11 protein-coding genes are annotated in these 13,487 nt (G+C 70.3%); 1 reads left to right on the top strand and 10 read right to left on the bottom strand.

All coding sequences use genetic code 11. The annotated features are described in order from the left end of the window. Window positions 1-32 precede the first annotated feature (32 nt). From IM787_RS03055 to IM787_RS03010, 10 genes are all read right to left on the bottom strand, one after another. Window positions 33-1,814 carry a carboxylesterase/lipase family protein gene (locus IM787_RS03055; protein ID WP_193675150.1) on the bottom strand — a complete coding sequence of 594 codons (1,782 nt, stop codon included), beginning with the start codon at window positions 1,812-1,814 and terminating at the stop codon, window positions 33-35. Between the two features lie 25 nt (window positions 1,815-1,839). Beyond that, complete coding sequence (locus tag IM787_RS03050) at window positions 1,840-3,573, bottom strand: tannase/feruloyl esterase family alpha/beta hydrolase (RefSeq protein ID WP_193675149.1); 1,734 nt, start codon at window positions 3,571-3,573, stop codon at window positions 1,840-1,842. A gap of 93 nt (window positions 3,574-3,666) precedes the next feature. After that, complete coding sequence (locus IM787_RS03045; protein WP_193675148.1) at window positions 3,667-4,587, bottom strand: SDR family NAD(P)-dependent oxidoreductase; 921 nt, start codon at window positions 4,585-4,587, stop codon at window positions 3,667-3,669. 20 nt (window positions 4,588-4,607) lie between these two features. Beyond that, window positions 4,608-5,549 carry a 3,5-dioxohexanoate:acetyl-CoA acetone transferase gene (gene kce / locus IM787_RS03040; RefSeq protein ID WP_193675147.1) on the bottom strand — a complete coding sequence of 314 codons (942 nt, stop codon included), beginning with the start codon at window positions 5,547-5,549 and terminating at the stop codon, window positions 4,608-4,610. A 25-nt stretch (window positions 5,550-5,574) separates the two neighbouring features. Beyond that, window positions 5,575-6,285, bottom strand: a complete 711-nt coding sequence (locus IM787_RS03035) for an ABC transporter ATP-binding protein (protein ID WP_193675146.1) — start codon at window positions 6,283-6,285, stop codon at window positions 5,575-5,577. Continuing rightward, on the bottom strand, window positions 6,282-7,037 hold the full coding sequence (locus IM787_RS03030; RefSeq protein ID WP_193675145.1) for an ABC transporter ATP-binding protein: 756 nt from the start codon (window positions 7,035-7,037) through the stop codon (window positions 6,282-6,284). The genes IM787_RS03035 and IM787_RS03030 overlap by 4 nt, the downstream gene beginning before the upstream one ends. Then, window positions 7,034-8,254: a branched-chain amino acid ABC transporter permease gene (locus IM787_RS03025; RefSeq protein ID WP_354004341.1), complete on the bottom strand. Its 1,221-nt coding sequence runs from the start codon at window positions 8,252-8,254 to the stop codon at window positions 7,034-7,036. Before IM787_RS03025 ends, IM787_RS03030 begins: the two co-directional genes overlap by 4 nt. Window positions 8,255-8,258: 4 nt before the next feature. Next, window positions 8,259-9,200 (bottom strand): branched-chain amino acid ABC transporter permease, encoded by a 942-nt coding sequence (locus IM787_RS03020; RefSeq protein WP_193675144.1) that lies wholly within the window; start codon window positions 9,198-9,200, stop codon window positions 8,259-8,261. Between the two features lie 9 nt (window positions 9,201-9,209). Next, complete coding sequence (locus IM787_RS03015; RefSeq protein ID WP_435531142.1) at window positions 9,210-10,445, bottom strand: branched-chain amino acid ABC transporter substrate-binding protein; 1,236 nt, start codon at window positions 10,443-10,445, stop codon at window positions 9,210-9,212. Between the two features lie 46 nt (window positions 10,446-10,491). Next, window positions 10,492-11,283, bottom strand: a complete 792-nt coding sequence (locus IM787_RS03010) for an SDR family oxidoreductase (protein WP_193675142.1) — start codon at window positions 11,281-11,283, stop codon at window positions 10,492-10,494. 204 nt (window positions 11,284-11,487) lie between these two features. On the opposite strand from IM787_RS03010, the gene IM787_RS03005 reads away from it, so the two are divergent. Continuing rightward, on the top strand, window positions 11,488-13,443 hold the full coding sequence (locus IM787_RS03005; protein ID WP_193675141.1) for a helix-turn-helix domain-containing protein: 1,956 nt from the start codon (window positions 11,488-11,490) through the stop codon (window positions 13,441-13,443). The last annotated feature ends 44 nt before the right edge of the window (window positions 13,444-13,487 follow it).

The raw sequence follows: 13,487 nt of genomic DNA, 5'->3' as shown, positions 1-13,487 counted from the left end.
CCGTCCCAACGGCCTGTGCGCGCGGTCGGCGTCTACTGCGCCGTGATCTGCTTCGCGCTCAGGCTTGCGTCGAACACCACCTTGCGCGGCCACTGCTGCCAGCGGACGCCCAGCGCGGCGTTGTTCGGGTCGCCGCTGCGCGCGAAAGCGCCCAGGCTCTTCATCATGGCCTCCGCCAGCTGCTCCCGTCCAGCCCGGTTGGCCTCACTGTTGGTGAAATTCGCGTACAGCGAGGGTCCGAAGTTGCCGAAAAGGAACGGCAGGTCGAAGGCGTGCGCGGCGCCGAAGATGTCGTTGAACGGGGCCGGCTGCTCGTCCCAGTCGAACCGGTAGTGCCACACCTGCGACTGCTGCAGGCTCAGGGAGTTGAGCAGGTCGTCGCGTCCGGGGATGAACCAGAACTGGTTCAGGATGTCCGCCCAGAAGTTGAAGCCCGTGCCCGCCGCCGTCACCGGCAGGTACTGCGCGGGGATCCACTCGGCCAGCGTCGTGGCCGGTGCCGCGTTCGGGTTGTAGCCGAAGGCCATGTGGAAGACCTGCGTGTCGGTCAGGAGGCGGCCGCTCGGCAGGCCCATCAGCGGGAAGAGGCTGGGGAAGAGCTTGGTCTCGTCGCGGGTGATGCCCGCCAGTACCGGCACCTTGAGGTAGCGGCCGGCCCGGATTTCCATGATCGGGTCGAGCGGCAGCACGTTGCCGTCCGGGATCGGGTTGGAGTTCTGCAGGCCCAGCGCGGGCAACTGCGTGCGTACGATGGACAACAGCGCATCCGGCGACTTGCTGCGCAGGTAGGCGGCCATCTCCGCGGGACTGCGTCCGGCGACGTAGGTCGCGGCCGCGGCGAGGTCCGGCACCGTGCCGTCGTTCACCAGCGCGTACTGCAGCAGCGTCGCACCCTGTTGCGCCCAGATGGCCGCGGGGTAGATGGTGGCGATCACGCCCGGCGGCACGGTGTTGGGCGTGGAGATGCCGCCGCTGATCTCGACCAGCCGGTGGAACAGCTGCGGGCTCGCCGCGCGCACCACGGGCGACGCCTGCAATGCCAGCACGTTCACGGCGCCGGCCGACTGGCCCATCAGCGTGACGTTGGCGGGGTTGCCGCCGAACGCGGCGATGTTGCCCTGCACGAACTTCAGCGCCTTGATGAGGTCCAGCAGCGCGAAGTTGCCGGAATCGACCAGCGGGTCGCCGGTCTTGAGCTGCAGCGCGTTGAGGAAGCCGAGCACGCCGAGGCGGTAGTTGACCGAAACCACCACGACGTCGGCGGTCCGCGCCAGGTTCGCGCCGTCGTACACCGGGTCGGCGGTGTAGCCGGTGATGTTGCTGCCCCCGTGCACCCAGACGATCACCGGGCGCGGCGACGCGGCCGCGCCGGCGGGCGCCCAGATGTTCAGGTAGAGGCAGTCCTCGGAGCCGACCGTCGTGCCGAGCGCGGTACCGATCGTGGCGTCGTAGCGGTTGTTCTGCCCCGGCCCGTACAGGCGGCCCGACTGCGCGCAGGCGCTGGCGAAGGCCTGCGTGCTGCGCGCTTCCGTCCACGGGTCGGGGTCCACGGGCGGCATCCAGCGCAGGGCGCCGACCGGCGCCTTCGCATAGGGCACGCCCTTCCACTGCAGCGTGCCGCTGGTGGCCGCATCGTCGGTGCCGACCACCGGCCCGAAAGCGGTGGCGCGCTGCATCGCCGGCGGCGTGGCCGCGTCGCCACCGCCGCCGCCGCCGCCGCCGGGCGCCGGCTGCGACGAACCGCCGCCGCCGCATCCCGCCAGCAGGACCACCCCCGCGGCCAGCGCCGCCTTGAGCCGTGTACCCAGGGTCATGTTCGCCTCCTTGGCCGGTGCCGGCTCAGAACACGCAGGTGAAAGAGCTGGCCGCGTTGACGTCGCCGCTGCCGTTGTAGCGCGGCCACTTCGGGTAGTCGCACATCGGGCGGGTGCGGCCGGGGACGCCGACGGTATCGGTCGTCACCTGCGGGCCGGGCGCGGTGCCCTTCTCCACCCATTGCTCCAGGGTGGTCAGCGAATCCCAGGCGGCGTTGAACACGGAGCTGATCGCGTGCCCGAGCCCGGGCACCTCGTAGTAGCGCGCGAACGTGTCCAGCTTGGCCTGGCCGAACTGCGCCTGCAGCCGCCTGTAGTACTCCTGTGTGGCGCGCGTGCTGACCAGGATGTCCGCGGTGCCGTGCGCCAGCAGCAGCTTGCCGCCGCGCGCCTGGAAGCCGGAGATGTCGGTCTTGGTGTCCAGCTGCTGGCTGAGGTCGCTGATGCGGCCGGCGTAGGGCCCCGGGTTCTCGGGGTCCAGCGTCAGCGAATCGAAGTTCGCGTCGCGCGTCACCGAGTACTTGATCCACTGGTCGACCAGCACGCTGACGTAGGGCGCGGTGCGCGGCATCGGCATGGCCGGCTGCGTCGTGCCCAGTGCGAGGAAGGTCACCACCGGTTGCACCGCCGCCGGCGTGAGCATGCCGAGGTCCGCGCCCCAGACGTTGACGCCCTGGTAGCGCGTCTCGCCGCTGGCCAGCGGGAAGTTGAAGACCGTGTCGCGGTTCATGGACTCGAGCGCCGCGATCTGCACGTCCGACAGGCAGTTGTTGCCCGTGTCGCCGCCGCCCGCGCAACGCAGCGGCTGTCCCCCGACGGTCGCCGTCATCGGATCGAAGCTCGCGTTGCACGCGTTCTGGTTGCTGATGAGGCCGTCCGTCACGCCGTCGAGCGCGTCGCAGGCTTCGAGCGCCGCGTTGTAGACCACGCCGCGCTTGGCCTGGTTCGGGTAGGCGCCGGCCTGGGCCAGCGTGCGCGTGAGCTTCCAGCCCGCCAGCAGCGCGCCGGCGTCGTTCCACGCCGGGTACCAGGCGATCGCGCCGTCCCAGTCCGCGGGCCAGCGCTGGATGGAGGTCAGCGCTTCGCGGCCGCCGGTGGAGCCGCCGGCGAAGTACGACTTCACCGGCGCCGTGCCATAGCGCTTCTTGATCACGAACATGGAGGCGTCGCGCGTCTTCTTCAGGGCATCGCCGCCGAAGTTGGCGACGGCCTCGTCGTTGAGGCCCCAGCGGCCGTCCTGCGAGCCGTACTCGTTGGCCTGGTGGCCGGAGTCGCTGGCGAAGGTGGCGTAGCCGCGCCCGATGGGCCGCGGCTGGTCGGTCGGGCCGTTGGAGATGTTGCCGGTGATGGCGGGGATCGTGCCGTCGAAGCCGCCGCCGCCGAACATCAGCGCCTTGCCGTTCCAGGTGGTGGGCAGCGCGACGCGCAGCAGGATGGGGGTGGCCGCGGGATCGACCGGCGCGAGGCTGGCGTTGACCAGGCAATGTTCCGGCACGAGGTTCGCGCCGGTGCCGGCCGCCGGCACGACCACGGCGGAGGTGACGGTGCCGCCGGACGTCGGCAGGGCGATCTCGGCCGCGGGGATGGCCAGGCCGGCGAGGTCGGCGCAGGCCATCTGCACCGGGGCTGGCGGCGGCGCAGGGGGCTGCGCGACCGGGTCGCTGCCGCCGCCTCCGCAAGCCACGACGGTGATGGCCGCGAGCGCGGCCGCGGCGGTGATCCAGGGCGTGCCGCCCCTGGAAGCGTTTGTCTCTTGCATGTTGTCTCCTGTGGTTCTTCACGACGCCGGGCCATGCATGGCCGGCCCGGCACCAGTCTCGCGGCGCGCACGGCGCCCACCAATGTCACCCTTTCACACCGGCGCGAGCACCTGTGTGTGCGCGTCGTCCATGCCCAGCCCGGCCTTGGAAAGCTCGAGCTGATACTGCTCCCAGCCGGAGCCCGGCACGCTTTCGCCGCGCCGGTCGCGGATCTCGTCCAGTCGGCGGCAAACCTGCTCGGCCGCGTCCGCGCCGTCGGCATGGATGCCGCGCGTCATCGTCACGTGCGCGCACTCGTAGCTGCCGGCGCCGGCCAGCAGGATCATTCGCGTGGGCGCGTCGTCGCCCACCAGCGCGACCAGGCCGGGACTGACCTTCTCGGGCCGCAGGCCGGCCAGCGCGTGCTCGGGCAGGATGCCCTGCGTCATGCCGGTGGCGGCGCTGGGTGCCAGGCAGTTGACGCGGATGCCGTGCTTCTCGCCTTCCAGCGACAGCGTCTGCATCATCCCGACCAACGCCATCTTGGCGGCGCCGTAGTTGGCCTGGCCGAAGTTGCCGTAGAGGCCGGACGACGACGTCGTCATCACGATGCGGCCGTGCTTCTGCGCGCGCATGGTGTCCCACACCGCTTTCGTGCAGTTCGCCGCGCCCATCACGTGGACGTCGAGCACCAGCCGGAAGTCGTCCAGGTCCATCTTGGCGAACGACTTGTCGCGCAGGATGCCGGCGTTGTTCACCAGGATGTCGATCCGCTGCCACCGCGCCAGCGCCTTGCCGGCCATCGCCTGCATCCGCGCGAAGTCGCGCACGTCGCCGCCGTCGACGATGGCCTCGCCGCCGGCGCGCCGGATCTCCTCGGCGACCTTCTGCAAGGACGAACCTTCCTGTTCGCCGCCCAGGTCGTTCAACACCAGGCGCGCGCCGTGCCGCGCCAGTTCCAGCGCGTGCGCGCGGCCCAGCCCGCCGCCGGCGCCCGTGACGATCGCCACCCTGTCCTGCAACAACTTCCTCATGGTTCCCTTTCTTCCTTGGTTCAGATCGTCACGGCGTCGCGGCCCTTGAGGCCCAGCATCGCGCGCGCCTCGTCGGGTGTCGCCACTTCCAGCGAGAGCTCCTCGAGGATGCGGCGGATCTTGCGCACCTGCTCCGCGCAGGACTTCGCCAGCTGGCCCTTGCCCAGATAGAGGCTGTCCTCCAGGCCCACGCGCACGTTGCCGCCCATGACGGCGGCCATCGTGAGCAGCGGCATCTGGTGGCGCCCGGCGCCGAGCACGGAGAAGCGGTAGTTGTCGCGGCCGAACAGCCGGTCGGCCGTCGTGCGCATCACGACCAGGTTCTCCGGGTCGGGGCCCATGCCGCCGAGGATCCCGAAGATCGACTGGATGAACAGCGGCCCCTTCACCAGGCCTTCGTCCACGAAGTGCGCCAGGTTGTAGAGGTGGCCGAGGTCGTAGCACTCGAACTCGAAGCGCGTGCCGCAGTCGTCGCCCAGCACCTTCAGCACCTGCTTGATGTCGCGGAAGGTGTTGCGGAAGATCAGGTCCTCCATGCCCTCGACGTAGGGCTTCTCCCAGTCGTACTTCCACTCCTTGATCTTGCGCGCGGCGGGATGGATGGAGAAGTTCATCGAGCCCATGTTCAGCGAGCACATCTCGGGCCTGGCCCGCAGCGGATAGGCCAGCCGCTCCTCCAGCGTCATGCGCGTGCTGCCGCCGGTGGTGATGTTGATGACGGCGTCGGTCGCGTCGCGGATGCGCGGCACGAAGCGGTCGAAGACGCGCGGGTCCGGCGTGGGCCGGCCGTCGGCGGGGTCGCGCGCGTGCAGGTGCAGGATGGCGGCGCCGGCTTCAGCGGCTTCGATCGCCTGCTGCGCGATGTCGTCCGGCGTCAGCGGCAGGTAGGGCGACATCGCGGGCGTGTGCACCGAGCCGGTCACGGCGCAGCTGATGATCACCTTGTCGGCGGGCTTGCTCATGAGAGTTCCTTCTCGTGGATCGGTTTCAGACGGCGAGCCACTCGGCCTGCAGCTGCTCGTCGGCGGCCAGCTGCTGCGGCGTGCCCTCGAAGACGATCTGGCCGTGGCCCATCACGCAGACGCGCGTGGAAACCTTGAGCGCAATGGCCAGCTTCTGCTCCACCAGCACCACGGAGACGCCGCGCCGGTGCATGTCGCGGATGCAGTCGGCCACCGCGGCGACGATCTTGGGCGCCAGACCCTCGGTCGGCTCGTCGACCAGCATCACCAGGGGGTTGCCCAGCAGGGAGCGGCAGATGGTCAGCATCTGCTGCTCGCCGCCCGACAGGCTGCCGGCGCGCGTGTTGCGCCGCTCCTTCAGCCGGGGGAAGTAGTCGAACATCTGCTCCGCCGTCCACTGCGTGGCGCCCGCCACGGCCGGCTGCTCGCCCATGCGCAGGTTCTCGTCGACGGTGAGGTTGGCGAACACCTCGCGCTCCTCCGGCACGTAGGCGATGCCGGCGCGGCAGATGGCGTAGGGACGGGCGCCGGCCAGCTCGCGCTCGCGCAGGCGGATGCTGCCGCGCGTGGGCGGGACCAGGCCCATGATCGCCTTCATGGTGGTGGAGCGGCCCGAACCGTTGCGACCGAGCAGGCTCACCACCTCGTTGGCGCCCACCTGCAGGTCGACCCCGTGCAAGATGTGGCTCTTGCCATAGTGCGCGTGCACGTCGCGCACGGAAAGAAGGGCGCTCATGCGGCCACCTCCTCGCCCAGGTAGGCCTCGCGCACGGCGGCGTTGCCGCGGATCTCCTGGGGCGTCCCGGTGGCGATGACCTGGCCGTAGACCAGCACGCTGATGCGGTCCCCCAGGGCGAACACGACCTTCATGTCGTGCTCCACGATCAGCAGCGTGCGGCCACGGCAGGCTTCGCGGATCAGGTCGGCGGTGTAGGCGGTCTCCTCGTTCGACATGCCGGCCATGGGCTCGTCGAGCAGGATCACCTTCGGGTCGGAGGCGAGCGTCATCGCGATCTCCAGCGAGCGCTGCTCCGAGTACGACATCTCGCCGGCGATCGTCTGCGCGCGATGCTGCAGCCGCACCTGTTCCAGCAGGCGCTCCGCGCCTTCGCGGGCCCGGGGATGCCGGTCGACCAGGCTCCAGACGTTGTACTGCAGGCCGTGGGGCCGCATCACCGCGAGGCGCAGGTTCTCGAACACCGTGAGCTTCGGGAAGATGTTGGTGATCTGGAAGGACCGCGCCAGCCCCTGCCGGTTGATGGCCTGCGGCGACTGCCCGGTGATGTCACGGCCGTCGAACACCACGTTGCCGCCACTGGGCTTCAGGTGGCCGGAGACGAGGTGGAACACCGTCGACTTGCCGGCGCCGTTCGGGCCGATCAGCGCATGGCGCTCGCCGGGCACCAGGTCCAGGTCGACGCCGCGGATGATCTCGGTGTCCCCGAAGGACTTGCGCAGGCCGCGCAGCGAAAGGATGCCCTGGGTCATGCCGGCTCCCCTTCGGCGGCGGGCAGCGCGGCCGCCGGGCGATCGGCGCGGCCTTCCAGGCGCGCGAGCAGCCGGCGGACCGTCCAGACCAGCGCGGCACCGGCGGCCAAGAGCGCGATGGCGCCGGCCCAGGCGAGCGGCGGCACGGGTGCACGGCCGTCCGGCGAGAAGGTGCGGTGCAGCGACTCCACGATGCCGGCCACGCCGGCCGAACATGCGGCGCCCGCGGCCAACGCCACCAGCAGGACCGGCAGCAGCGCCGCGCCACCATGCCGGCGCCGCAATGCGGCGGCCTTCGTCGCCAGGCCGGCCAGGCCGTCGGGCATGAACATCATCACCAGCACGAACAGCACGCCCTGGTACAGCAGCCAGGAACGGGTGAGGTCCGACACCGCGTAGCCGAAGAAGGTCATCAGCGCGGCGCCCAGTGCCGGGCCGAGGAACACCTTGGTGCCGCCGATGTAGGTGTTCAGCACCACGGCGGCCGAGACCGCCGCATCGAACACCACGTAGTTGGCGGCCTCGTTGTTGAGGACCTGCAGCCCGCCGGCGATGCCGGAGAACATCGCCGAGATCGCGAACACCATCACGCCCAGCTTGTGCACGTCGTAGCCGAGGAAGGCCAGCCGGTGGCTGTTCTCGCGCAGGCCCAAGGCCAGCCGGCCGAGCGGCGTGCGGGTGAAGAAGTACAGCAGCGCGAGGCAGGCGAGCACCCAGGCGAGCACCAGGTAGTACACCTGCGTCGTCGAGCCGAACGTGACGCCGAGCGACGGCATCCGCATGCCGGACACGCCCGCCTCGCCGCCGAACAGCGACTTCAGGTGCGGCGCCAGCGAGTGCAGCAGTTCGGCGATCGCCAGCGTGATCATCGCGAAGTAGGTGCCGGTGCGCTGCGTCGCGAACCAGCCCGCGATGGCGCCGATGACCAGCCCGGCCGCCGCGCCGGCCAGTGGCAGCAGCGGCGTGGGCAGCAGGCCCGTGCCCGCGAACGCGTTCATGGCGTGGATCGTCGCGAACGCGCCGACCCCGAAGTACGCGGCATGGCCGAAGGACAGCATGCCGGCCTGGCCGCACAGCACGTTGTACGCGCAGGCGAAGAGGGCGGCGATCAGCATCTGGATCGCCGCGTTCAGCAGGCCCTGAGAGAGGAGGAAGGGCAGCGCCACCAGCAGCAGCACGCCCAGCCCGAGGGCCGTGGAGAGGGATCGTCGGTTCACGGGTTCAGGCCTTTTCGCCCAGCAGGCCGCTGGGGCGCACGAGCAGGATCAGCAACATCAGGGCGAAGGGGATGGTCGCGGCGAGGCTCGACACCTTGAGGGACAGCAGGCCGCCGATGCCTTCGGCCCAGGCGCGGCCGCCGAACAGCGCGAAGAAGTCCGCCAGCGTCGCGTCGACGGCGACGGCCATGGAGGTGATCACGCCGATCAGCAGCGAGGCCAGCATGGCGCCTCCGAGCGAGCCCAGCCCGCCGACCACGACGACCACGAACACCATGACGCCGAGTTCCAGCGCCATGTTCGGGCTGGTCGTGTAGAACGCGCCGGCCACCGCACCGGCCAGCCCCGCGAGCGCGGCGCCGACGCCGAACACGCCCATGAACACCACCGGCACGTTGTGGCCCAGCGCCTCGACCATGCGGGGCTTGTAGATGGCGGAGCGCACGATGATGCCGGCGCGGGTGCGCGTGAGCAGCAGGTGGATCAGGCCGAACATCGCCAGCGCGACGCCGCCCATCAGCACGCGGTAGAACGGGTAGTCGGCGCTGCCGATGCGGAAGGCCGCGAAGTCCAGCATCTTCGGCACGCGGTAGTCGACCGGGTAGTTGCCGAAGAACAGCTTGATGACCTCCGCGATGATGAAGGCCAGCCCGAACGTCAGCAGCAGCTCGTGCGCGTGGCCATGGTGGTGCACCCGGCGCAGGAACCAGCGCTCCACCACCACGCCGACGAAGCCCACCAGCAGCGGCGCCGCCGCCAGCGCGCCCCAGAAGCCGAGCACCGGGTTCAGCGCATACGCGAAGTACGCGCCCAGCATGTAGAACGAGGCGTGCGCGAAGTTGAGGACGCCCATCATCCCGAAGATCAGCGTCAGCCCGGCGGACACCATGAACAGCAGCAGCCCGTAGATGACGCCGTTCAGCAGTGAAACGAGGAACGTCTCCATGCGCGCGCGTCAGGACGGGCGTTGCATCTTGCAGCTGGCCTGCGGCGGCACCGCGGCCTCGGCGGCGCTGAACACCTTCACCGGCTTGAAGCCCATGTCGGTCTCGTCCACCTTGTACCTGGCGTCCTTGGACACGGTGGACACCACGATCGGCAGCAGCGCCTGGTGGTCGGCCGCGCGCATGCTGATCTCGCCCAGGGGCGTGCGGATCTTCGCGGTTTCCATGGCGCGGGCGAAGGCGTTGACGTTGAGCGCGCCGCCCTGCGCCGGGGTGCGCTTGAGCGCGTCGCCGACCATCATGAGGCCGAACACCGTCTGCGGATCGGTCGCGACCGGCGCGCGGCCCATCTTCGCCTTGTAGTCGTTGACGAAGCGCTCGCCCTCGGCGCCGCCGGCTTCGGCGTTGAAGGGATGCGCGACGAAGTGGCCCACGGCCAGGTCGCCGGCGTTGGCGATGTTGCCCGGCTGGTCGAGGAAGGTGGTGCCGAAGCGCGCCTTCAGGCCGGCGGCCTTGGTGGCCTTCATCAGCAGCAGCAGGTCGTTGGACCAGTTGCCCGTCATCACCGTCTCGGCCTTGGTCGCGGCGATCTTGGCGACGTAGGGCGAGAAGTCCTGGATCTTGTTGGTGTCGTGCAGCGTCTTCTCGACCACCTCGTAGCCGCCGAGGCCGGCGCTTTCGACGATGGACTTCTCCATGTCCTGGCCCCAGGAGTAGTTCTGGTTGATCGAATAGACCTTGTTGCCCAGCGCGTTGGCCTGCTTCATCGCCAGCACCAGCGCCTTCACGCGCACCTGCGGATTGCCGGCCACGCGGAAATGGTGGAAGTGGCACTTGTCGCCGGTGAGTTCCAGCGCCTCGGCACCGACGTTCAGGTAGACGATCTCCTTGCCCGGGTTGCGCAGGTTGTGCTTGCGCACGTCCTCGGTGATCTGGCCGCCCACCGCGGACGAGGCGCCCTGCACCACGACGTGCACGCCGTCGGCGATGGCCGCCTTCAGCTTGTCGGCCGCGCCGGCCGGCCCGCCCTGGTTGTCGTACTCCAGCAATTGCACCGGCTGGCCGTTCCAGCCGCCTTCCGCGTTGATGCGGTCCACGGCGTAGCGCGCCGATTGCCGGTACATCAGGCCCGAGGCCGCGTTCGGGCCGGACAGGGTCTCGACGACGGCGATCTTGACCTGCGCCGATGCGAGGCCGGAGGCGAGGCAGGCGGCCGCGACGGCGGCCACGCGGAAGGGGCGGTGCATGTTCATGGTGTCTCCAGGGGTTGAAGGAAGGGGCGCGTTGCGCTTCTCAGAGGTATTCGACATTGCCGTCCACGCTGACGGCCTGCCCGGTCACGTTGCAGGCGGCAGGGGAACTCAGGTACAGCGCCATGGCCGCGACGTCGTCGGCGGTGACCATGCGGCGCAGGGAGATCTTCTGCAGGTACTCCTCGCGCATGGCGTCGACGCCGATGCCCAGCGCCGCGGCGCGCGCGGAGATCACGCCGTTCATGCGCTCGCCTTCGACGGTGCCGGGCAGGATCGCGTTGGCGCGCACGCCGGCGGGCCCGAGCTCGATGGCGAGCGACTTCACCAGGCCGACGATCGCCCACTTGGTGACGGCATACGGCGTGCGGTAGGCGTAGCCGAGGCGGCCGGCCACCGAGCTCATGGCGATCACGCAGGGGTTGGCGCGCGACTGCTTCAGCAGCGGCACCGCGCGCCGCGCGAACAGGAACTGGCTGTGCAGGTTGACGGCGATGGTGCGTTCCCAGTGGCTCGCATCCAGGCTCTCGATGGCGCCGGTGGGGCCCGCGATGCCGGCGTTGTTCACCAGGACGTCCAGCCCGCCGAGGGTGCCGAGGACGTCGTCGAAGACCAGGTCGACGTCCTTCTCGATGGCGACGTCGGCCATGCTGGAGGTGATGCCGGGCTTTTCCGTGACCAGGCGGTCGAGCGCGTAGCGGTCGATGTCGCAGACGTGCACCTGGGCGCCGGCGTCGCAGTAGGCGCGGGCGATGGCGGCACCGATGCCGCTGGCGCCGGCGGTGACCAGGACGCGCAGGCCGGGGGCGGGCCGGAGGGAATCGACGATGGGCATGCGCAGACTGTCGTGGAGCGCAGGCGCGAAAAAAATGTGTCGCGCGCACATCGCGGCCGGGTGGCTTATGTGCACGGATGACCGCGGGAAAACCCTTGCGGTGGGCGTGCCCGCGGCGGTTTCGAGGGCGAACCACGAGGGCGCGGGCGGTGCCCTCTGCTAGCCTGCGGCCCTGGCAAACGTGGACGTTGGAAGGAGACAGGCATGGCAGGCGTCGTCGAGGCGGACGTGGCGGAAGCGATGCTCCGCGAGCTGGTCGACCTGTTGCACCAGGGCGCGTCGCCCGAGGAATTCGCGGCCCTGCTGGCGCAGGCCGGCGAACTGCCGGACGACCTTCCCGCCAAGGCGGGGCTCGCCGAACGCATCCGCATGGGCATGGCGGTGCGCAACCGGCTGGAGGTGTGGCAGCAGCGCGAAAGCGGCATGCTCGCCGTGATCGAGTCGGCGCGCGACCTCTCCAGCCGGCTGAACCTCGACGAACTGCTGCACGCCGTGGTCTCGCGTTCGCGCAAGCTGCTCGGTTCGCAGGTGGCCTGGCTCTCCACCTACGACGCCGCGCTCGGCGCCTTCCATGTCGTGGCCGCCGACGGGGCGCTGGCGCAGAGCACCGGCCACATGGTCGCGGGCCGCGGCCTGGGCATCGTGAGCGTGGTGGTCGAGACCCGGCTTCCGTTCACCACGCCGGACTACCTGCACGACAAGCGCTTCCCGCACGACGAGGCGCTGGACGCGAGCTTCCGCGACGAAGGCATCGCCGCCGTCGCCGGCGTGCCGCTGCTGTGGGAGGACGAGGTGATCGGCCTGCTGTTCGTCGCCGACCGCTACCACCGCACGCACACGGCGCAGAGCATCTCCATCCTGAGCACGCTGGCTACGCACGCCGCCGTCGCCGTGAAGAACGCGATGGCTTTCGAGCAGGCGAAGGCGGCGCTGGCCAGCGCCGAAGCGGCGCGGGCGGAACTGGAGCGCCATGCGCGCAGCGTGCAGCGCGCGGCCGAAGCGCACGAGCAGATGACGTCGCTGCTGGCGCGCGGCGCTTCCCTGTCCGACCTGTGCCAGGCGATCGCGGCGCTGATGGGCGGCAGCGTCCTGGTGCTCGATGAAGCCGCGCAGGTCATCAGCCAGGGCACGGCCGCGGAATATGCGGGGTGCGGGGCCGCCACGTACGCGCCCAACGGTCGCCACAGTGCCGCGCTGGCGCAGGCCGCGCGCCAGAGCCGCCAGCTGGGACGTTCGGTGGTCGCGTACCAAGAGGCCGGCGAGACCTGCCGCGTCAATGCCGTGATCGGCGGCAACGACGTGCTCGGTTCGGTGCTGTTCTTCGCGCCGGGCGACCTGGACGCGATGGCGATCCGCAACCTGGAGCGCAGCAGCACCTTCATCGGCATCGTGCTGCTCTCGCGCGAGCGCATGGAAGCTTCGCATCGGCGCGACCTGTCGGCGCTGCTGCGCGGCCTGGTGTCCCCGCGCCAAGACGACCTGCGGTTGCTGTGCGAGCGCGCGCAGGGTTTCGGCGTGGACCTCACGCAGCCCAGCCAGCTGGTGCTGGTGGAATGGGACGACTTGGAGGCCGGCCACGCGGCGCGCCGCCTGCGGGCCGGCAAGCTCGCCGCCGGTGCCGTGTTCGACGACATCGACGGCGTGCTGACCCTCCTGTGTCCTGCCTCGCGCGCGGCGGAGGTGCGCCGGGCCCTGGCGGAAGCGGGCGGCGAAGGCGGCTGCCGCGGCATCCTGTCGCGCCCGCTCGCGCAGGCGACGGACCTGCCGGCCGCCTACCTGGCGCTGCGCCGCGCCTTGCCCGTGCTGGCGCGCATGGGCGTGCAGGGGCGCCTCGTGACCCAGGCCGAGATGACGCTGTACGCCACGCTGTTCGAGACGCAGGACCAGGCGGGGCTGGCGGCCTTCCTGGACGCCACCATCGGCGCGCTGCTCACGCACGACCACAAGCGCAACTCGGAACTCGCGGCGACGCTCCTGTGCTATTTCGACTGCAACCAGAACGCGAAGGACGCCGCCCGCCGGCTGGACATCCACGTCAACACGGTGCGGCAAAGGCTCGCGACGATCGAGGGCCTGCTGGGTGACTGGAACGATGCGGTCCGCGCCCTCGAGATCCACGTGGCCTTGCGGCTCTGGAGCCTGCGCACCGCCCTGCGGTGATCCATGTAAGACCATAGGTTTCGGCGTGGACGCACTCGCGTGAA

It is taken from the genome of Ramlibacter pallidus (assembly GCF_015070875.1).
Classification (GTDB): domain Bacteria; phylum Pseudomonadota; class Gammaproteobacteria; order Burkholderiales; family Burkholderiaceae_C; genus Ramlibacter; species Ramlibacter pallidus.
The sequence above is the reverse complement of the archived record's forward strand: the minus strand, read 5'-3'. Positions and strand labels throughout refer to the sequence as shown.

Excerpts from the sequence above, each read along its gene's own strand:
- IM787_RS03055 (WP_193675150.1), bottom strand. The coding sequence starts at position 1,814 with ATGACCCTGGGTACACGGCTCAAGGCGGCGCTGGCCGCGGGGGTGGTC.
- IM787_RS03050 (WP_193675149.1), bottom strand. The coding sequence starts at position 3,573 with ATGCAAGAGACAAACGCTTCCAGGGGCGGCACGCCCTGGATCACCGCC.
- IM787_RS03045 (WP_193675148.1), bottom strand. The coding sequence starts at position 4,587 with ATGAGGAAGTTGTTGCAGGACAGGGTGGCGATCGTCACGGGCGCCGGC.
- kce (WP_193675147.1), bottom strand. The coding sequence starts at position 5,549 with ATGAGCAAGCCCGCCGACAAGGTGATCATCAGCTGCGCCGTGACCGGC.
- IM787_RS03035 (WP_193675146.1), bottom strand. The coding sequence starts at position 6,285 with ATGAGCGCCCTTCTTTCCGTGCGCGACGTGCACGCGCACTATGGCAAG.
- IM787_RS03030 (WP_193675145.1), bottom strand. The coding sequence starts at position 7,037 with ATGACCCAGGGCATCCTTTCGCTGCGCGGCCTGCGCAAGTCCTTCGGG.
- IM787_RS03020 (WP_193675144.1), bottom strand. The coding sequence starts at position 9,200 with ATGGAGACGTTCCTCGTTTCACTGCTGAACGGCGTCATCTACGGGCTG.
- IM787_RS03015 (WP_435531142.1), bottom strand. The coding sequence starts at position 10,445 with ATGCACCGCCCCTTCCGCGTGGCCGCCGTCGCGGCCGCCTGCCTCGCC.
- IM787_RS03010 (WP_193675142.1), bottom strand. The coding sequence starts at position 11,283 with ATGCCCATCGTCGATTCCCTCCGGCCCGCCCCCGGCCTGCGCGTCCTG.
- IM787_RS03005 (WP_193675141.1), top strand. The coding sequence starts at position 11,488 with ATGGCAGGCGTCGTCGAGGCGGACGTGGCGGAAGCGATGCTCCGCGAG.